General features: G+C 61.0%; 18 protein-coding genes. 12 read left to right on the top strand and 6 right to left on the bottom strand.

The genetic code is table 11. From position 1 onward, the window contains the following. Positions 1-45: 45 nt before the first annotated feature. From G3574_RS27780 to G3574_RS28895, 3 genes are all read right to left on the bottom strand, one after another. Positions 46-1,752, bottom strand: coding sequence for a long-chain-fatty-acid--CoA ligase (locus G3574_RS27780; RefSeq protein WP_328804868.1), 1,707 nt, complete (start codon positions 1,750-1,752; stop codon positions 46-48). A 176-nt stretch (positions 1,753-1,928) separates the two neighbouring features. Then, entirely contained in the window at positions 1,929-2,849 is a 921-nt protein-coding gene (locus G3574_RS27775; RefSeq protein WP_163968803.1) for a LysR family transcriptional regulator, read from the bottom strand. 288 nt (positions 2,850-3,137) lie between these two features. After that, positions 3,138-4,898, bottom strand: a complete 1,761-nt coding sequence (locus tag G3574_RS28895; RefSeq protein WP_163968802.1) for a methyl-accepting chemotaxis protein — start codon at positions 4,896-4,898, stop codon at positions 3,138-3,140. A 905-nt stretch (positions 4,899-5,803) separates the two neighbouring features. Between G3574_RS28895 and G3574_RS27765 the strand changes: the two genes are divergently transcribed. The 4 genes from G3574_RS27765 to G3574_RS27750 all read left to right on the top strand — a co-directional run bounded on the left by G3574_RS27765 (position 5,804) and on the right by G3574_RS27750 (position 8,364). Then, a complete protein-coding gene (locus tag G3574_RS27765; RefSeq protein ID WP_163968801.1) occupies positions 5,804-6,103 on the top strand; it encodes a DUF4148 domain-containing protein in 300 nt (99 codons plus the stop codon). Further along, a complete protein-coding gene (locus G3574_RS27760; RefSeq protein ID WP_205609953.1) occupies positions 6,104-6,568 on the top strand; it encodes a hypothetical protein in 465 nt (154 codons plus the stop codon). A 382-nt stretch (positions 6,569-6,950) separates the two neighbouring features. Continuing rightward, entirely contained in the window at positions 6,951-7,169 is a 219-nt protein-coding gene (locus G3574_RS27755; RefSeq protein ID WP_163968800.1) for a hypothetical protein, read from the top strand. A 409-nt stretch (positions 7,170-7,578) separates the two neighbouring features. Further along, positions 7,579-8,364 (top strand): SPFH domain-containing protein, encoded by a 786-nt coding sequence (locus G3574_RS27750; RefSeq protein ID WP_205609952.1) that lies wholly within the window; start codon positions 7,579-7,581, stop codon positions 8,362-8,364. Positions 8,365-8,457: 93 nt separating this feature from the next. Here G3574_RS27750 and G3574_RS27745 read toward each other — a convergent pair whose 3' ends face one another. Both G3574_RS27745 and G3574_RS27740 read right to left on the bottom strand, forming a co-directional pair. Continuing rightward, entirely contained in the window at positions 8,458-9,246 is a 789-nt protein-coding gene (locus tag G3574_RS27745) for an anti-sigma factor family protein (protein ID WP_163968799.1), read from the bottom strand. A gap of 1 nt (position 9,247) precedes the next feature. Further along, positions 9,248-9,808: a sigma-70 family RNA polymerase sigma factor gene (locus G3574_RS27740; RefSeq protein ID WP_163968798.1), complete on the bottom strand. Its 561-nt coding sequence runs from the start codon at positions 9,806-9,808 to the stop codon at positions 9,248-9,250. A gap of 142 nt (positions 9,809-9,950) precedes the next feature. Here G3574_RS27740 and G3574_RS27735 point away from each other — a divergent pair, with 142 nt between their 5' ends. From G3574_RS27735 to G3574_RS27710, 6 genes are all read left to right on the top strand, one after another. Further along, positions 9,951-10,319: a c-type cytochrome gene (locus tag G3574_RS27735; RefSeq protein ID WP_235953658.1), complete on the top strand. Its 369-nt coding sequence runs from the start codon at positions 9,951-9,953 to the stop codon at positions 10,317-10,319. Positions 10,320-10,336: 17 nt separating this feature from the next. Further along, the gene (locus G3574_RS27730; RefSeq protein ID WP_163968797.1) at positions 10,337-11,239 is read left to right on the top strand and encodes a metallophosphoesterase family protein; all 903 of its coding nucleotides are present in this window, start codon (positions 10,337-10,339) and stop codon (positions 11,237-11,239) included. A 1-nt stretch (position 11,240) separates the two neighbouring features. Then, entirely contained in the window at positions 11,241-11,618 is a 378-nt protein-coding gene (locus G3574_RS27725) for a cupredoxin domain-containing protein (protein ID WP_163968796.1), read from the top strand. Between the two features lie 490 nt (positions 11,619-12,108). Further along, positions 12,109-13,635, top strand: a complete 1,527-nt coding sequence (locus G3574_RS27720) for a HupA family protein (protein WP_163968597.1) — start codon at positions 12,109-12,111, stop codon at positions 13,633-13,635. A gap of 144 nt (positions 13,636-13,779) precedes the next feature. Then, positions 13,780-14,850 (top strand): AI-2E family transporter, encoded by a 1,071-nt coding sequence (locus G3574_RS27715; RefSeq protein ID WP_163968795.1) that lies wholly within the window; start codon positions 13,780-13,782, stop codon positions 14,848-14,850. Positions 14,851-15,222: 372 nt separating this feature from the next. Next, positions 15,223-16,983 carry a hypothetical protein gene (locus tag G3574_RS27710; RefSeq protein ID WP_163968794.1) on the top strand — a complete coding sequence of 587 codons (1,761 nt, stop codon included), beginning with the start codon at positions 15,223-15,225 and terminating at the stop codon, positions 16,981-16,983. 127 nt (positions 16,984-17,110) lie between these two features. Here G3574_RS27710 and G3574_RS27705 read toward each other — a convergent pair whose 3' ends face one another. Continuing rightward, the gene (locus G3574_RS27705; protein WP_163968793.1) at positions 17,111-17,881 is read right to left on the bottom strand and encodes an IclR family transcriptional regulator; all 771 of its coding nucleotides are present in this window, start codon (positions 17,879-17,881) and stop codon (positions 17,111-17,113) included. Positions 17,882-18,081: 200 nt separating this feature from the next. On the opposite strand from G3574_RS27705, the gene G3574_RS27700 reads away from it, so the two are divergent. Both G3574_RS27700 and G3574_RS27695 read left to right on the top strand, forming a co-directional pair. Further along, positions 18,082-18,999 carry a polysaccharide deacetylase family protein gene (locus tag G3574_RS27700; protein ID WP_163968792.1) on the top strand — a complete coding sequence of 306 codons (918 nt, stop codon included), beginning with the start codon at positions 18,082-18,084 and terminating at the stop codon, positions 18,997-18,999. Then, positions 18,996-20,012 (top strand): asparaginase, encoded by a 1,017-nt coding sequence (locus G3574_RS27695; protein ID WP_163968791.1) that lies wholly within the window; start codon positions 18,996-18,998, stop codon positions 20,010-20,012. The genes G3574_RS27700 and G3574_RS27695 overlap by 4 nt, the downstream gene beginning before the upstream one ends. Positions 20,013-20,059: the final 47 nt, after the last annotated feature.

Here is a 20,059-nt window from a genome sequence, read left to right as displayed (position 1 = left end):
TCTTTCTCCTTTGATTCTTCTTCTGGTTTGGGTAGCGTTCGGGAGTCAGGCGGACGATGCCACCCTCCTCTTTTCTTCATCCTGCAATTCTTTCCTGGACAACTTGCCAACCGCGGTTTTCGGCAGACTGACCCGGAATTCCAAGGCCTGCACCATTTCATGCTTGCCAAGGCTGTCTTTCAGAAAACCTTTTAGTTCGTCGAGCGTGAAGGAGGGTGCACCCTGCTTCAGCGTGATGAATGCTTTGGGCGCCTCGCCGCGATAGGCATCGGGCACACCGACCACCAGTACTTCGGCCACCGACGGATGCTTGTAGATCGCTTCCTCGATATTACGCGGATATACGTTGTAGCCGCTGCAAAGAATCATGTCCTTGATGCGGTCGACAATCCACATGAATCCATCGTCGTCCATGTAGCCGACATCGCCGGTACGCAGGAAGCCGTCAGGGGTCATGGCTTCGGCAGTCGCCTCGGGTTTTTTCCAGTAACCCGTCATCACGTTCGGGCCGGCGATGCAGATTTCGCCCTGCCGACCGTAGGCTACCGGCTTTCCCGGATCATCGACGCTGATGAAACGGATCGTGATGCCGGGCAAGGGCACGCCGCAGGAACCGATCTTATGACGGCGCTGCATCGGCGTATTGGTGCCGACGCCGCAGATCTCGGTCATGCCCCAGCCTTCCTGCAGCTTGCAACCGGTCAGCGCTTCATAGCGTTCATGCACCTCGACCGGCAGCGGCGCGCCGCCGGAATTGCTGAGCTTCAGCGAAGAAAAATCATTGCCTTCGACGCCGGGAAACATGTTGATGGCGGTAAACATGGTGGGCACGCCGAAAAACACCGTCACGCGCTTCTCGGCCAGGTCGCGGATCGCCGCCGCCGGATCGAAACGCGCATGCAGCACCAGCGTCGCTGCCAGGCGCACGCCGAGCAGCAGGTTGAAGGTCAGCGCGTAGATGTGAAACAGCGGCAGGACGGCAAGGAAAGTCTCCCGGCCGTCCTGCAGGCCTGTGCCGCCGGACAGGTTTTGCACGGCCTGGCTGCATCCGGCCGACAGGTTGCCATGCGAAAGCATGGCGCCCTTGGGCAGGCCGGTCGTGCCGCCGGTGTACTGCAGCACGGCGATGGTATCGTGCAAGTCGATTGGCGCAACCGGTGCGCACAAGCCGTCGTTGTCAAGCAAGCTGGCGAACGCGATGCGCTGCGCGTCCCAGGCCACGTCGCACAACTGCCCCTGGCTGCGCAACTCCGCCTGCACCTTGTCCGGCGCGCCGGAGACTTCGCCCATGTTGCCGACGACGAGGGTCTTCAGGCGCGTGCTGCCTAGCAGCTTGTTCATGAGCGGATACAGCGATTCGAGGTCGAGAGTGACGATAATGTCGGTTTCGCTGTCAGCGATCTTGTGTGCCAGCACCGCGCCGGCATCCAGCGGCGAATAGTTCACCACGGTCCCGCCCGCCTTCAAAACCGCGAAGAATGCGATGGCGTAATGCGGCGAATTGGGGAGGTAGAGACCGACCTTGATGCCCGGCCCGACGCCCAATGATTGCAGGCCGGCGGCGAAGCGCTGCACGCATTCATGCAGCTGCGCGTAGGTGTAGGCCTTGCCCTGGAATTCGATGGCATGCCGGTCCGGCGCGCGCGCCGCCGCATCGTCCAGCAGATGATGAACGGGCAGCATATCGATCTTCGCATTCCAGGGAATACCTGGCGGATACGACTTGATCCAGGGTAAGTCGGGGGTTGTCACTGCGTCCTCTCTCGGCATTGTCGCGCCCGCCAATCAAACAGGCCCGGCATCGGCGTCATTGTCTAGTTTGCATCAACCGCGTACAGCTTAAAATGCCGACAGAAATGAATCCAATGATTTTGCTCGATGAGAGACTATGCACGCGGTGCATGACAGCAACGTAAACCAGGCGGCGATCAGTGCTGCGGCTCCTGTGGCGGGGCCATGCAAGCGAGGATCTGCTCGCGCAGCCAGCGCGCCGCCGCGTCGTTGTCACTGCGGACATGCCAGTACAGGAACAACTCCAGGCGCAGGGACGGGAAAGGCGCGGGCAAGACCTGGTTCTGCATCGCCTGGTTGGCGATCCTGGCAAAGCAGGCCGGCATCGTGGTCAGCATGTCGGTTTCGCTCACGATGCGGCAAGCGGCGGCATACCGCTGGCACCTGACCCGCACCTGCCGCGTCATGCCTGCGCGGCTCAAGCTGATGTCTTCGATGCTCAGGCCGCGGCGCCGCGACGACACCTGGACATGCGCCTGCTTCAGGTAGGTGTCCAGGTCGACGCTGCCGTCGATGTCGGGATGACCCTGGCGCGCCAGCACGACCAGCGGCTCGGATAGCACCGGCGCATGCACGACGTCTGGCGACGTCGATATCAGCACGTCGATCGCCATGTCGAGCGAGCCGTCCAGCAGCGCGGGTTCGACCCGGCGCCGGTCGCTGTAGATGGCCTCGATCGAGATGCCGGGCGCGGCCGGCCCGATGCGCCGCAGCAGCGGCGGAAGCAGCAACGAATCGAAGGGGTCGCCCATTGCGATCGCGAAGTGGCGCCTGGTGGTGGACAAGTCGAAACGCGCCGTCTTTTGCAGTGTGCATTCCATGCTCTGCAGGGCGTTGCGCACGTCGACGATCAGGATGCGTGCCAGCGGCGTGGGCGCCATACCGCGGCTGTTGCGCTCGAACAGAGGATCGTCGAACAACTGCCGGAGCCGCGCCAGCGCATGGCTGACCGCCGACTGCGACAGGTGCAGCTTCCGCCCGGCAGCCGTGATGCTGCCAAGCGTGAAGATGGCTTCAAAGACGATGAAGAGATTGAGGTCGACGCGGGACAGGTCCATGGGGGCGAGCTTGATCGGGTTGCGGCATTGTAGCCGGCATGAAGTCTCCGCGCGGCAAGCTTTTTCCCGCCACCTTCAAGTTATATCACTTCTTTATATAAGCTTATCGCCAAAATAAATTAGAAAAATATGCTGCGACGCATTAAAGTTCCTCCTGTCTCCTCCAACTCTCCTTGAATTGGATTCAGCCCGCGAGCCGCAAGGCCAGTGGGCTTTTTTTTCGCCTCGCTGCCCCGCGCCCTCGGACAGTTGCGGCCCCGGCGCGGCATATCCGCTTGCCGCGCTCGGTCAGAATTCTTCCCAATCACCGCCACGGACCGCCTGCACCGCAGGCACTTTCCTGGCAGGTGCGGCAACCCTGGCGGATGAGGCCTTGCGCACCGAAGGAATCGCTCCCTGCTTCACCGATTCGCGCGGAGCGGGTAGCCTCGTTAGCTGCGGCATACCGCTCAGCTTGAAGACGTTTACCGTCTGCACCAGCGTCGCAGCCTGGTCCTGCATGGCTTGCGCCGCTGCCGCCGCTTCTTCCACCAGGGCGGCATTCTGCTGGGTGGCGTTGTCCATCTCGGCAATCGCGTGATTCACCTGTTCGATTCCGGCGCCCTGCTCGGCGCTGGCGTCGGTAATTTCCGCCATGATGTCGGTCACGCGCCGGATACTGCGGACGATTTCATCCATCGTCGCGCCAGCCTGATCGACCAGCTTCGAGCCCGACTCCACCTTGCCGACCGAGTCGCTGATCAACGACTTGATTTCCTTCGCGGCGGACGCGGAGCGTTGGGCCAGGCTGCGGACCTCGGTTGCCACGACGGCGAAGCCCTTGCCCTGTTCGCCGGCGCGCGCCGCTTCGACCGCTGCGTTCAGCGCAAGAATATTTGTCTGAAACGCGATGCCGTCGATGACGCTGATGATATCGACGATCTTTTTTGACGACGCATTGATCGACCCCATCATGTCGACCACCTCGGACACCACATGCCCGCCCCTAACGGCCACTTCGGACGCCGTGGATGCCAGCTGATTCGCCTGTCTGGCATTTTCGGCATTCTGCTTGACGGTCGAGGTCAGCTCTTCCATCGACGACGCGGTTTCTTCCAGCGAGCCGGCCTGCGATTCGGTGCGCGCCGACAAGTCAGCATTGCCCGTCGCGATCTGTTTCGAGGCAGCGCTGACCGATTCGGCCGAGACATGCACCGTGCCGATGACCCGGGTCAGGCTTTCCTGCATACGTTTCGTGGCTGCGAAGAGCATGCCGATCTCGTTACTGGAATCGTGGTCGATGCTGGAGGTCAGGTCGCCGCTCGCCATGCGGTCGAGATGCGCGCCCACTTCCGATAACGGTCGCTGAACAATGCGGCTCAGCGCCCAGCGTGCCAGTCCGGCCACCAGCAGGGCAAGCACCATGCCGGCGATGATGACGGTCTGCAGGCGGCCAAATGTGTTGCCGGCGGCGGCTTGAGCCTCATCGCCGCGGGCCGTCGCCTGCTTGGAAAACTTCTCCAGCTCGGTATTGAATGCGCGCGAGGCGGCGATGCTTTTCACGGAGCTGATCTGATCGTATGCGACTGTATCGCCGGCGATCACCGCTTTCTGCTCAGCCTTGACGCTGTCATTGAGGGCTTCGTACGTCGATACCAGCTTTTTCGCCAGGTCCTGGTCTTCCGGATCGATACTGGGCATCTGCGCAAAGCTGTTAATCAGTTTCTGCCCTTGCTCCAGGCGCGTGCCGACCGTCTTCATTAAATCCTTGGCCACAGCTTCGTTGCCTACGCGCGCGGCGCTCTGGGCGCCCGCCAGCGAGACGCGGGCGCGCTGCGTCGCGGCGAAGGCGCCATTGACAGCCTGCACCTCGTCCGTCACGGCACTCAAGCGCTGAACTGAATCGGCGGTATGGCGAAGGCCATTCCATGACACGAAGTTGCTGGCGCCCATGAATACCACGAACAACACCAGTACGACCGTCAGGCTGGTACTGATCCGTAGCTTCCCGAGGATCGACATGCCGGCACCATGCGCATCACCGCGATCCAGATTACTTGCTGCAATCATCTACTCTCCACGTCTTCTTTTCTTGAATCACGTCGTGCGGTTCAGGCGGCCGGCGTGCCGGCCGATCCCCATTTCAAGCCTGACTTCAGCTTGTCGATCTCGACGAGGACCACCTGCGCTTGCGCGGCTCCCCTGACCCGATCCGATCGTGTTGTTCTAGGCCTTCCGGGTAAGCGGGACCAAGAGCCATTCTGGAGAATGCTTGTTCAATAATCAGCCTGTAGATTACTGTGGTGGGCTAGGAAATAATCCTATTGCCAAGCGCAAATCATTTTGTTATTCCGGAGATCGGCTGTCACGATGCGTCATGCATGGAAAAGTGCGAGGAAAAATGGATGGACGGCAACCACAAATCGTCGACTTGACAATACCCCTTAACAGCGTAGTATGCGTCTCACCTGTCGCGTTCCTACATGCCAAAACATTCTTTGGACGATCTACGCGCATTGGTTGGACATGCGTCTTGGTGGGAGCGATCGTTGCTTTGCGATGAACCCGAAGCCAAGCCAGGTCCGACTCCCTTGGACCACTGGTCCCTGGAGTGCTGGCCACGTGCGGCAGGTACAATTCCAACGGCCTGCTTCGATAGCGGGCCGTTTTCTATTGCGCGTCCCCAACTCACTCATCGCGCATGGCAAGCCAAACACCTTGTCGTTCCCTGACTGCCTCTCTGGCAGGCGCGGCGTCCTTCAGGCACGCAGTACACGCATACACGATGCTGGCGAAGTAAAAATACGAATGCCACATCCGAATCGGCTGTTCTTCCGTATATCCATTGTGACCCCATTCAAGAGCCTCCCCTCGCAGGGATAGGTTCCAGGTGCTCTTCCGCACCATGGGGCATGACTGTCGTGCGCCCCTTGCGGCGCACAGCACAGCCCTCGCAACGACCAATGGAGCCTGTCATGAAAACATCCCGAATCCTTTTTGCCGCCGCTGTCGCCGCACTGTCCTCTTCCGCCATCGCCGGGACCAATACCAATTATCCGTGGAGCGAGCCAAGCCTCGATTCGAGCAAAACACGCACGGAAGTCCGATCGGAGCTGGAAAGCGCCTACCGGGAAGGCACGCTCGTCCGGGGCGCTGACTACAATTATCCTGCCATGTCCGCGAAAGCCGGAAATCGAACGTCGAAGGAAGCGCCGCACGTCCCTCAAAAGGCGGCACGCCAGAATGAGAGTAACGTCTTCATGTATGGCGCTTGAATGCAAGTTCAGTCCAGCCTCAATAGGCTGATGGAGAAGACCACGCAATGGCGCTTCACGCCAGCCACGCACATCGTGATGGCATTCCACGAGGCGCTGCTGCAGTTCGAAGCCGGGGGCGGGCAGCTGGCGCGCTACCGGCACAACTACGACACGCTGATGGCGGGAATGGTGGAACTGGGGCTGGAGCCGTTCCTGGACCAGGCGATCCAGGCGCCGATCAGCGTGACGCTGCTTGCGCCGGCGAGCCGGCAGTACAACTTCCAGGAGTTTTACCGGCGAGTGCGGGAGAAGGAGTTCATCTTGTATCCGGGCAAGCTGACGCAGGCCGAGACGTTCCGGGTGGGCTGCATCGGCGCTATCGGCGAGGCGGAGATGCGGCAGGCGGTCAATGCCATGCGCGATGCCCTCAACGACATGGGTATCCTCAAGCATGAGTCAGCTGCGGCTCCGGTCACCGACTGAAAAGCACAATAATAAGCAACACCTTGGCTCTTCTTTTCACAGCCGGCAAGTCGAAAAATATTTGCCAAGCGCCATGTTGTAAGAATTTTCCACTTAACGTCACTAGGCGCGATGGTCGTGAAAATGTTTCGTGAACATATTGGCGCAGAAAAGCGCCGCAATCCCCGTTGCCCTGGACGCGCCCCAATAATCATGAACAAAATATTGGGCACTTGTTAATGATGAATCTGGCGTCTCTTTCCATGACGGGCATGAGGTTTGCTTGAGTTCGGAATCGCTGCTCTTAGCGCTGTTGAACATACAGTCTATTTAAGCGAGAAACAATCTGTTTGGCCGCATGGCTTCTCTACCCCGGCCACGATCAACGACAGGAGATGCATAGATGGCTCAAGACAAAATTGCATTAGAGGCGGTAAAAGCTGTCAGCAACCTGATGCTGAAGATGCCCGATTCTTCAGCAATGGCAGACGCGCTGAACGTGTTAATGATGACCAATTACAACCTGATGCGCGATATCGAAGGAGACGAATTTGTGCGCGCCTGGCTTCAAACCGCCTTGAATGACCTGGAGACAAATCCGCCGGCAATCAAGATACATTGATCTTTCCTCGCCTATGTGTTTAAACCAAGAAACGCGGGTAGGGAGTGATCCGAAACGCGGGTTTGGCGTGACGGCTTGCGCATCGCGCTGACTACCGGGATGTTCTTCTGTGGGAGCGTTCACATACAGCAGGCTTGACCTTGCCGCCTGCATGAGCGCACCAGCTCGTCATTGCGGGATTTTTCGCGCGATTGCGTAGGGCGCCGCAATTCGATGAACTGGTGCGCTCTATTTTTTCTTGAAATCTCGTTCTAAGTGAAATGTGACAAAACGGATCTGCCAAGCAATCGATGATTGCCGATGGAATATTGAATTGGCGATCGCGTGGTTTTGTCGATGATAAAGGTTTTAAGTTGGAGAAATTGAATTATGCTTTCAAGAGGGCCCACTACCGATCCCTGATCCCGACATGATGCCTTCCCTCTCCATTTTTTCCCTGATTGCCCTTGGGTTGATCGTTTCCTTCCTGCTGACCACAATTCGGGTCGCGGATCAGTACAAGAGAGCCGTAGTCCTGCGCTTTGGACGCTTCGCAGGTGTCAGGGGCCCGGGACTTTATTTTCTGCTTCCATGGGGCATCGAGCGCGCGATTCCGGTCGACATCCGCACGACGACATGGTCCTTGCCGCAACAGGAGGCGATCACCAGGGACAATGTGCCCGTCAAGATCACGGCCGTGCTCTGGAATCAGATCGTCGATCCCGCCAAGTCCGTTCTCGACGTCGAAAATGTCGAAGCCGCCATCCGCCAGCTTGCCGCGACGACCATGCGCAGCGTGGTCGGCCTGCACGAGCTCGATGAGGTCTTGTCTGGCGGCGGCCAAATTGCCGCCATCATAGCGCAGAAGATCGAAGAGATCGCGCCCCGCTGGGGAGTCGAGGTGAGCAAGGTGGAAATCGCCAACGTCGAAATTCCAGAAAACATGCAGCGGGCCATCGCCCAGAAAGCGGAGGCTACCCGCGAGCAAGCCGCCCGCCTCATCAAGGCCGATGCGGAATTCCTGGCGGCGAAGAAGCTGACCGACGCCGCGCGCCTGATCGCGCAGACGCCAGAGGCCCTGGAATTGCGCCGCATGCAGATGCTGACTGAAATCGGCGCCGAACAGAACACCATGACCGTCATCATGATGCCCAGCGAATTCGTCCAGGCGGCCGCGGTCTTTGCCAGATCCGTCCCGCCCAAGCCTGTCGAATAAGCCCAGTGCCATCGCGCTCATCGTTTCTGGAATTCCGGGATGGCAGAGGCATGGGGTACCGCTTTCGCCGAACGCTTGACCGCTTGATGGATCTCACTTTTGCGAACCGGATGATGTTTCCCCCCGTATTTGCGCATCGAGGAGATTCCGCAGTTCCGCCAGGTCTTGCGGGGCCGCATCCGAAATTGCCCAATAGCGCAGTCCGTGATCCGACCACGCGAGCAGCTGGAATCCCTGCCTCGACACAGATTGCTGCGCCGTTCCATCCTTTCCTTGTTCCGGCCAGACGAACAGGTTCACGATGTGTTGGCGATGTTGATACACCAGTGCGGCGACGGTTCGTCCATGCAGATAATCAAGCCGCCCGCCGATGAGGGTGTAACCCCGCGCCGCGAAATCGTATGCTGGCGGCGAGAAATCCAGCTTGCCCGTGAACCAGGGTTTCACCATGTGCTGGTCTGACGATGCGACGTCGGTCAAGTGGCCGACAAGTAGCGAGCGATAATGACTCGACACAACATCTTCTTCCAGCCCATTGGTCGAGGTAGGCGCCGCCATATATAGGCCGAGCGTCACCACGAATGCGGCGCTTGACGCCAGCGCGGCACCGAAATTGATCCAGGCCCAAGGCCACTTCCCTGCTTCGCGCGACACGGGAGGACGATGCGGCAACGCCGAGAGGATCCGCTGCTTCAAGTGGGCCGGCGCGGCGTAGCGCTCGCCGTGCATTCGGACGTCCGAAGAGAGTCCAGACAGCGCTTCATACTCCTCCTCGCATTCGGGGCAGTTCGCGACATGCGCAGCGAATTGCGCCATCGTCGCGGCATCGAGTTCGTTATCGATGCGGGCCGTCATCAACAGACGATATTCCGTGCAATCCATCTCATCCTCCGGACGCGTACTGTTTCAGGTATGCGACGAGCAGTTTTCGGGCACGCGCGAGTCGCGACATGACCGTACCAATCGGAATACCGGTCACTTCCGCGATTTCCTTATAGGACAAATCGTCCATCTCCTTGAGCACGACAACCTCGCGGAAGGTGCCCGGCAACCGGTCCAGCGCGCGATTGACCGCATGACGTGTATCGCTGCGGAGCATGGCGCTTTCCGGAAGCTCGACACCCTGCGTGCCCAGGGTGTCGGATTCGCAGGCGGCATGATGCAGTTCTTCGTCGAATGCAATGTTGTCTTGCTCGTGACGATCGTCGCGCAGTGACGTGAAATACGTGTGCCGGACGATCGTGAGCAGCCAGAGACGCGCATCGCCGCCGCGAAAGCCATCGAAAAAGCGGAAAGCGCGGACAAATGCCGCCTGCACCAGGTCCTCGGCGTCGTGGTCGTTGCGCGTCAACCAGCGCGCCAGGTTGTAGGCGGCATCCAGATGAGGCAGCACGATCGCCTCGAATTCCCTGGTCTTGTCGTCATTCTCGAAACGCTGGCTCATCCGGTTTTTTCCCCATGTCAGGGTGCAGGACTCGTCTTGCAGCGACTTTATTCCCGAAATATTTTGCGCGTCGATGGGAATAACGACGGGCGCTTCCGGGTTTTACAGCATGGGGGCATGGTACACGACGAAAGGAAGGGCAATGAAAACCTGGATATGTATTGGAATGACGCTGGCCGTCTGTACAAGCCTGGCTCATGCCAATGGAAACGCGCTGCGTGGTCAGGCGTTATATCAAAGCTTGTGCGCGGGATGCCATTCCATCGACTACAACGGCGTTGGCCCAGCCCACAAAGGCGTGTTCGGACGCAAGGCAGGAAGTGCGCCGGATTATGACTACTCTCCCGCGCTGAAGTCATCCTCAATCATCTGGACGGCCGCGACGCTCGACCGATGGCTGAGCGATCCGGAAAAGCTGGTTCCCGGACAAAAGATGGGCATCCAGGTGCCATCGGCTGCGGATCGTGCCGACCTCATTATCTATTTGCGCGAATTCACGCGGCAACCTTGATTCCATTGAAGGAGAACATGATGATCGATCGCAGGGAATTCCTAAGGCTGGCCGCCGTCGGCGGCGGCGCAGCTTTCCTAAGCGCCTTCTATCGGCCAAGCCTGGCAGGCGTACCCGGCACGCCCATGACAGGCGAGGACGACTTTTATTTCGTTCAACTGTCCGACAGCCATTGGGGATACGCCGGGGACGCAAATCCAGAAGCCGCGCATACGCTGCCCATGGCGGTTGAAGCGGTAAACATGCTGTCGACGCCACCCGACTTCGTCGTATTCACCGGCGACCTAACGCATACGACGGACGACCCAAAAGAGCGACGCCGGCGCCTGGCGGAATTCAAAGACATTGTCAGCAAGCTGAACATCAGGACGATGCACTTCATGCCGGGAGAGCACGATGCATCGCTTGACTTCGGTGCCGCATTCAAAGAATTCTTCGGACCGACCCATTACACATTCGATCACAAGGGAGTGCATTTCATCGTGCTCGACAATGTCTCCGACCCTGGGGCAAGGATCGGCGATAGCCAGCTTGATTGGCTGCGCCAGGACCTTTCGTCTCGCGACAGGCAGGCGCCGATCGTGGTCTTCACGCACAGGCCGCTATTCGATCTCGTGCCGAAGTGGGACTGGGCCACGCGCGACGGCGACAAGGCCGTCGAACTGCTGATGCCTTTCGCGAACGTGACGGTGTTCTATGGGCACATTCATCAGGAACATCATCGGATGACCGGCCATATCGCACATCATGCCGCGAAGTCGCTCGTATTTCCGCTACCTTCGCCAGGATCGCAGGACAAGCGCACGCCTCTTGCATGGGATGCCACCAAGCCATTCAAGGGTCTTGGCTTTCGCGAAGTGGAGGCGAAACCCATATCCGCGGCATACGAAATTGCCGAGTTCCCTGTCGTGAAGGTGTGACATGAACCGCTCCAGACGTTATCTATGCGTCGCCGCGCTTGCAGGCGCCGGGCAATCGCTGCTCGGCCGGCTGAGCGTTGCGCAGGATGCGCCGTCCAGCAATCCGCGCATCATTCAGGTCACCGCCAGAAAATTCCAGTTCTCTCCCAATCCAATTCATCTGCGCAAGGGTGAATCGGTGGTCCTGGAAGTCATGGCTGTCGACTTCATGCATGGCTTCAATATCCCCGATCTGAAGATGCGCATTGACCTGGCGCCAGGCCGGATTACCAGGATACCGCTGATGTTTGAGAAGGCCGGCACCTATGATTTCTTGTGCGACAACTTCTGCGGCAGCGGGCATGAAGAGATGAATGGCAAGTTGATCGTGGCGGCCTGATTGGACGCGATGCTGCGACGAATTCGACAACCCAAGACGCGCCCACCATTGTCCGCACCTGCCTGCCGGCATTCCCGCCCAGATGGGAATTTCATCTGTTGAACCGGCCGGCAGCGGCTGCGTTATCCACGCATGTCTTTCGACTACCTTGACCGCATGTGAATGCTGCCGGGTCGTCAGCTGCGCTCGCACCACGAATCCGGACTTGTTGACTCCACTTGATTTCCGGTGGGTAATCGTTGCCTGCAGCCGATGTCGGGACTTTGGGCGGGCACTGGATTTGCAAGACGTATCAGACGCTTTAGCCGTTGCATGGAGGAACGACGGATCGGTATATAGCTTGAAAAATCCAAGACCCGTGTCAATGAGCCGCCTAAGGGAATGCGATCCATCACAAAGGCAATGTCGGCATGGAAAGCTACATTGTCACGAACTGTGCTGTTCCTGATGGAACACCCGGTCTGAGCTATCGATTCCAAGGAGAATGCCCATGGTCAGGCACCTGCAACTCACGTTGATGTCCATTGCCGTTTCTTTCGCTTTCACCGCGTGCGGCGGCGGTGGAGGCGGTGGCGGCGGAACCACCATCGCCACGAATGATCCCGGTACCGGCACCTCCAGCACCGGGACCGGCGCTGGCACCAGCACTGGCACAGGTACCGGCACAACCACCGGCACCGGTACAGGTACCGGCACAGGCACGACGACACCGGCGCAAGCCGCCCTGCCCGCCGCGCTGCCGGCCTCGGCCGTCGTCACGATGTCATGTCCAGATGGCGGCAGCTATCAATGCAGCGGCAGCGCGCCGCTTCGTACGGAAAACGGCGTCACCCTGACGAGCTCCGGCGTCTATGCCTATGGCAAATCGACCAGCGATCTCGCCACGCCGAACCCGAATGTGGCAAGCGCGACCGGCTATGCGCCGGCGAGCGGCGGCATCGTGGAAATGCGCGTGGCCAAGGATGCCAACGCGCTGCCCAGCGGCACGACGCTCCTGCTGAGCAACCTCGGCATCAGCTGGGATGGCAAGACTGAACGTCCGCCTATCATCGAAAACTTCCTGGCCACCCAGGGAAGAGTGACCTTGGGCGCCAATGGCGCGGTCGTGGTCGGCGCCCTGCCGGCCAGCACGGATCTCGGCTTCTATGACTATGCCACCAAGGGAGCTGCCGCAACCCAGGCCAACTACGCCAACAACCATTACTTCCCGCGCACCGCGCCATCGCGCTGCCCGAGCGACGTGCCGGCAGCGTCCTGCGCGACGACGGAAGCCAGCGCGCCCCAGATCGCTTCCGGCGACTGGCGCGCGGGAGGTACCGAGCCGGACGTGCTGCGCGCCGACCGGTTGCATGAGGATGGCGACATCCATGCCGGAAACGACCAGCCGGCGGCGAACGGCACGCCGGCTTACCTTACCGGCGCGACCGGGCCTGGCGTGCCTTTCCCCGGTGCGAAGGGATACCGCAGCCTGGACAACTTTGGTTATCGCTACGCGAACCTCACCCGCTGGGTGACCCAGGATGGCGTCAATATCGTCGAGTGGAACACCACGAACGAGCACAACCAGAACCGGCGCGGCCTGGTCAGCTATGGCGACGTGACGCCGCCTGCAAGCGTGCCCGCAACCGGCACGGCCAATTACGTCGGTGTCGTGCGCGGCTGGTACACGCCCAATGGCAGCGCGGACCCGACTCCCTTCCGGGCTGACGCGACGGTGACCGTCGACTTTGGTACGCGCCAGGCAACGATCGCTGTGAGCAACCCGGTTCCCGACGACAGTTCTACCGCCTCGTTGCCGGTCGCGCTGACGATGACCGCCGGATTTGGCGCCACCGCCAGCAATGTCGCCAACTACATGACAGGCACGGCAGCCAGCGGCCAGATGAACGGCGGGATGGGCGGCCGCTTCTTCGGGCCCGTGGCGGGGGCGGGACCGGCGGAAGCCGGCGGCACCTTCACATTGAATGCCAGCAACGGTCAATCGATCATCGCAGGCTTCATCGCATTGAGACGATAAGCGGGCACCAGGTCGCAAGCAGGGAGGCCGGTGGGCGCAGTACGCCCACCGGCCGTCTTTACGCCGTGCCGGTGTGCCGAACCCCCGATGTTGGCAGAAGCAGCTTTTACTCCTTGGACACCGAAGGCATTCAGCGAGAATCCCATGTTTGGCATCGACCCCCGCGCCGCAAAAATCGCCTGGACGGTCTTCCTGGTTGGCCTCGGGCTGTATCTCGTCTATGCGATCCGCACCACCATCCTGCTGATCGTATTTTCCGTGTTCTTCGCCTACCTGCTGTTTCCGCTGGTTCGCCTGGTCGACCGCCATACGCCGCGGCGCTTTCCACGGACCGCCACGCTGGCCCTTTCGTTCTTCCTGGTATTCGGGGTCATTACCGTGGCCGGCGCCGTGGTCGGCAACCAGATCGTGGACGAGGCAAGCCGGCTCGCGACGCAATTGCCTACCCTGCTCGACCCGCACAATCTGTCGCGGCGTATACCCTTGCCCGATTTCCTCGATACGCAGCGTGACCGCCTGGCTGCCTTCATCAGCGAGCAGTTGCGCGCAGGCACGGGGCAGGCGTTGCCATTCGCCCAGCAGTTCGGCACGGTCGTCATGCACACGGCCGGCAACCTGATTTACCTGGTACTCGTCCCGATACTCAGCTTTCTGCTCATCAAGGAGGGACCGCGCATCGCCGAGCGGATACAGGCCGGCCTTAGCCGCTCGAGCAGCAAGCTGTGGGTGGCCATCTCTGGCGACCTGAACGTGCTGCTATCGAGCTACGTGCGGGCGTTGATCCTGCTGGCGCTTGCCACATTGCTCGTCTATGGGCTGGCGCTGGCTGCCTTCGGCGTGCCCTATGCCGCCCTTCTCGCCGGCGCGGCGGCGCTGCTGGAAGTCATCCCCGTGGTGGGGCCGTTGACTGCCGCCGCCGCCATCATCGTCACCTGCCTCTTCAGCGGCTTCCCGCACACGCTTTGGGTGCTTGCCTTCATCATCGGTTACCGGCTGATGCAAGATTACGCACTGGCGCCTTACCTCATGGGCAAAGGCGTCGAGATTTCCTCCCTCATGGTGATTCTTGGCCTGGTGGCCGGAGAGGAGCTCGGCGGCATCGCCGGGGTTTTCCTGTCGGTGCCGGTCATCGCGGCAATCAAGATCATTCTCGTGCGGATCGATGCCGCGCAGCCGCCGGCGCCGACTGATTCCCCACCGCCTGCGCGGGACTGATTGTCGCCTCGCCAACCTCGCTCAACCCGACCAATCAGTTCTTCGCTGCATCATTGTCAGCCCATTCGTTGCGCTCGCGACATTGCCGCGAAAACATTGCGTATCAGGGATGACTTTACTCAACAGCTCAACACACTTCGGCCATTGTTATTTGATTAACATCTCATTCGCATGGAGATGTTTGGGCCTGCTCGGATAGGCGACATCCCGACAAGCGTCGCTCTCACAACATGGAGACGAAACATGCAGAAAATTCGCATTCGCAGGTTACTGTCTGTCTTTGGGAGCATCAGCCTGTTACTTCTCGCGCCTCAGATGGCGCAGGCCGCCTCCGCGACGATCATTCGACTTAGTCCCGGTATCGTCAGCAGCATGCCTCTGTCCGCCAACGGCGCGGACACCGGCGTACAGGCAACGGAACTCGACAGCACCGTCGATGTGGACGGCACCGACCTGCGCGGAAGCGGCGGCAAACCGATCGTGGGCGGACGCGTCATCAATCGTTCGATCGCCAAGCATGTCGGCACGGGCAGTTCCACGAATTCTTCTGGCAGGGCCAAGTCGAATCCCGAAGTCGTGTCAAGCTTCGACGGTCTCAACCTGCGCCAGCAGCGGCTCGCAAACAACGGCAATCAGTTCACCGTCGAACCTCCCGACCAGGGACTCTGCGCCGGCAATGGCTATGTGCTGGAATCGGTCAACGATGTGCTGCAGGTCTTCGATGCAAACGGCAATCCGCTTACCGGCGTCGTCGATCTCAATTCATTCCATGGCTATATTCCAGCCATCAACCGCGGCGTCTCCCCGACGAAATACGGTCCATCCATCACAGACCCGGTCTGCCTTTTCGACAAGGACACGCAGCGCTGGTTTCATGTCGTGCTGACGCTGGACCGCGTGGGCACGTCGTCCGCTCTGTCGGGCAAGAATCACCTCGACATCGCGGTCAGCACCACCGCGAGCCCGCTCGATCCCTGGATCATCTATCGCTTGCCCGTGCAAAACGATGGCACCGACGGCACGCCCAATCATCAATGCGACGGCGGCCCCTGCCTCGGCGATTATCCTCACATCGGCGTCGATGCGAATGCCATCTATCTCACCACCAATGAATTCTCTCTCTTCGGAGATGGCTTTTACGGCGCCCAGATCTATGCGCTGTCGAAGCGGGCGCTGGCCAACAGGGCAAGCGGCATCCCGGTGGCCTTGTTCAATACCTTCGATCCTTCCGTGCCTTATCCGGGGTTCACCGTATGGCCTGCGCAAAGCCTGACGCATGACCTCGACAATAACGGCACGGAATTCATGCTGAGCTCGCTCGCGGTCTTCGAAAACAGCGGCAACTCCAACCAGATCGTGCTCTGGAAGCTGACCAATACCCAGAGCATCGACTCCGCCACGCCCGCCCTGCAACTGACCGCCACGGGCATGCCGGTGGCCACCTATGGCGTGCCGCCTTCCGCGAAACAGAAGGCAGGAAGCACGCCGTTGCGCGACTGCATCGCCAATGCTTACAACGACGGCTGCAACGCCCTGCTGGGCGTGCCTCGCACCAGCAATCCCATCTATGATCTCGACAGCAGCGACTCGCGCATGCAGCAGGTTTTCTACGCCAACGGCAAGCTTTGGGGCGCCTTGGGAACGGCGGTACAGATAGCCGGAGATACGGAAGCCCGGGCGGGAATTGCCTATTACGTGGTGAATCCGAATTCCGCCAAGGTGACGAAGCAGGGAGTGATCGCAATGGCCGGCAACAACGTCACCTACCCGGCAATCGCTGTCACCGAGTCGGGACGCGGCGTCATCGGCTTTACCCTGGTCGGCAATGACCACTTCCCGACGGCCGCCTATGCCGCGCTCGACGCCTTGACGGGAGCAGGCGACGTGCACATCGCCAAGGCCGGCGTCGGTCCTGCGGACGGCTTCTCCGGCTACCTGCCATACAGCGACAGGCCGCGCTGGGGCGACTACGGCGCAGCCGCCAGCGATGGCACGTCGATCTGGATCGCCAACGAATACATTGCGCAGACCTGCACCGAACCGCAATTCATGGCAGCCCCATTCGGAAGCTGCGGCGGCACCCGTACCTCCCTGGGTAACTGGGCGACCCGCATCACGCGCCTGAATCCGTAATCCGCAAATTGCCCTGCCTCTTCTGGTCGAAGAGGCAGGGCGTGGACTTCGGATCGGCCTCTGGCAGCGCCCGGTGCCCACACCAGGCGCTGCCAGGGCGGAATGCCAAGCCGTGCATCTTTCCCATTCATTGCCGCAGCAGGCTCGCGATATGATCCGCGGCGCTACGCAGCAACGGCAGGATGTCGGCGACCCGTTTCTCTGTCATGCGCGCCTGGGTTGCAGCGACGGTGATCGCCGCGATCGCGCTGCCGGTCGAACTCAGGATGGGCAGCCCGACCGCGCTCACGCCGGGCACTGCCTTGTTGGAGATGAATGCGAATCCTTGTTCCCGGGCGCGCATGCAATGGGCGCGCAGTTCTTCCACGTCGAGGTCGCCATATACGCTCAACCGGGGAGCGATCGACGCCAGCGTGCGGCTTACCTCCATGTCTGTCAAGCAACTCAGCAGGGCCAATCCGCCCGCGCTTACCCCAAGCGGCTGGCGGCTGCCGACCGGGACGGCTGGCGTCTGGATGGGGTAGGTGCCCTGCACCCTGCTCAGGCAAACCGCATCGTTGCCGCTCTTCACGAAGAGGAAGCTCGTATCTTGTGTCTGCCTGGCGAGCTCTTCCAGCACGGGCCTGCAGAGCTCTCCCAGGTTGAACTGGTGGGCTGACGCCAGCCCGAGCTCAAAGACGAGCGGGCCGAGGGTGTAACGGCGCGACGCGCCATCGCGGACAAGCATGCCTTCGCTCATGAGCGCCTGCAGCAACCGGTGCGCGGTGGGCCGTTCCAGTTCAAGTTCGGTCGCCAGGTCCGTGAGACGCATGCCACCGGGTGCGTGCTGGGCAATCAGTTTCAAGGCGCGCACGGCGCGGGTGATGGTTTGTGCCCCAGGTACGTGAGTTGAACCCATCCGAACGTCCAAATAGTGGAAATAATCCGTAAGCGATTGACACTGCAGCAAGCGCAAAAATACCATGGTTTGAAAGCAAGAACGATGTTTGCACGCTGTGTTGAAGATTTTCAATATGTGGCCTTCCAAATAGTGGACGGCAGCTTGCGCATGCGGGCGTCCACGACAGGCAACGAAGACACCATTCAAGGAGAATGCCGATGACCGAGCAAACACCAGGGCAAGCGCCCGGCGGTCCTACCGCGCGCGAACGCGTCAGGTACGAGCCGATCTCGCAGCGCCGCCCTTTCGTCCTCCCGGATAATGCGCGCGTCGCGGTCTGGACCATCGTCAACATCGAGAACTGGCTGCCGCAGAACCCCATGCCGCGCACCGTTCTCCCTCCTCCGATGGGGCAGCCCCTGCTTCCCGACGTCCCCAACTGGTGCTGGCACGAGTACGGCATGCGCGTGGGGTTCTGGCGCTTCGTCGAGGTGCTGAAGGCGCGCGGCATGCGCGCCACGCTGGCGCTCAATGGCTCCACCTGCACCGAATACCCGGCGGCGTGCAAGGCGGCGCTGGAGGCGGGCTGGGAATTCATGGGTCACGGCTTCGAGCAGAAGCCGATGCACCGCGTCGAAGACCAGGCCCAGGCGATACGCCGCACGGTCGACGCCATCCGCGCGTTCACCGGCAAGACGCCGCGCGGCTGGGAGAGCCCCGGCCTGACTGAAACCGCCGAGACCATCGACCTGCTGGCGGAAGCGGGCATCGAGTATGTGGCCGACTGGGTGCTGGATGACCAGCCGGTGCCGATCAAGACCCGGAGCGGCGAGATGATCTCGGTGCCTTATACGGTGGAGATCAATGACGTCGTGATGTCGGCGATCCAGCAGCAGCCTTCCGACGAGATATTCCGGCGCGGCAAGGACCAGTTCGACCAGCTTTACAAGGAGGGCGCGACGATCCCCAGGGTCATGGCCATCTCGATACATCCGTATCTCACCGGGGTGCCGCATCGCATCAAGTACCTCGAAGCCTTGTATGACTACATCCTGTCGCATCCGGGCGTGGCCATGTGTACCGGCGAGGAAATCCTCGATATCTACAAGGCGCAGGCCGGGAGCGGACAGGCATGACGCCGCGCCGAGTATTGCTGGTCTCAACAGGCGGCACCATCACCATGACCAGCGGCGGACCGGCGGGCGGCATCAGCCCGACGCTCACCGGTGAGGACCTGGTACGCGCGGTCCCCGAGCTTGCCCGGCGCGCGGACCTGGAGGTCGTCTCGTATTCGATGATGCCTGGCGCCTCCCTGTCGCTTGGCGACCTCGTCCGGATCGCCGACCTGGTCGACGGGCGCATGGCCACGGACTTCATGGGCGCGGTCGTGGTGCAAGGCACGGATACCATCGAAGACACGGCTTTCATCCTCGACATGCTGGTGAAGTCCGACAACCCGGTCGTGGTGACGGGCGCCATGCGCGGCCCCGCGGCCCCGGGCGCGGATGGCCCGGCCAACCTGCTGGCGGCGGTGACGGTCGCGAGTTCCACAGCCTCCGCCGGCCTCGGCGCGGTAGCCGTGCTCAACGATGAAATCCATGCCGGAAGCCGCGTGCAAAAGTCGCACACCGCCCTGCCCTCTGCCTTCACCTCGCCGGGGTTCGGTCCCTTCGGGCGCGTCATCGAAGGACGGGTGCACCGGTATGCCCGCCTGCCCCGCCTGCAGGCGCTGGCACGCCCAGCCGACGCCGATGCTACCGGCGTCGCCCTGGTGACGATTCCGCTCGGTGACGACGGCCGCCTGCTCGACGCCCTTCCCGGCCTCGGCTACCGCGGCGCGGTCATCGAAGCGATGGGCGCCGGCCATCTTCCGGCGCGGGTTGCCGACAAGGTGGAAGCGCTCGCCGCCGTGATGCCGGTCGTGCTGTCGACCCGGGTCCAGGCCGGCCCGGTGTTCCAGGGCACCTATGGATTCAAGGGCTCCGAAATGGACCTGATTGCCCGCGGCGCGATTCCAGGTGGATACCTGACCGCAGGCAAGGCCTGCCTGCTACTGCGGCTGCTCATCGCCAACGGCCTGTCGGGCGACGCCCTGCGTGACGCCTTTCATGCACGAAGCAACACCCCGCTCGTCGAAACGCCTGACTAGCGCGGCGACGGCGCGGACATAACGACAAGCCGGAAACCCGGCACACA

It is taken from the genome of Noviherbaspirillum galbum, assembly GCF_010974945.1.
GTDB classification, from domain to species: domain Bacteria; phylum Pseudomonadota; class Gammaproteobacteria; order Burkholderiales; family Burkholderiaceae_D; genus Noviherbaspirillum; species Noviherbaspirillum galbum.
This window is presented reverse-complemented; position numbering and strand designations above follow the sequence as displayed.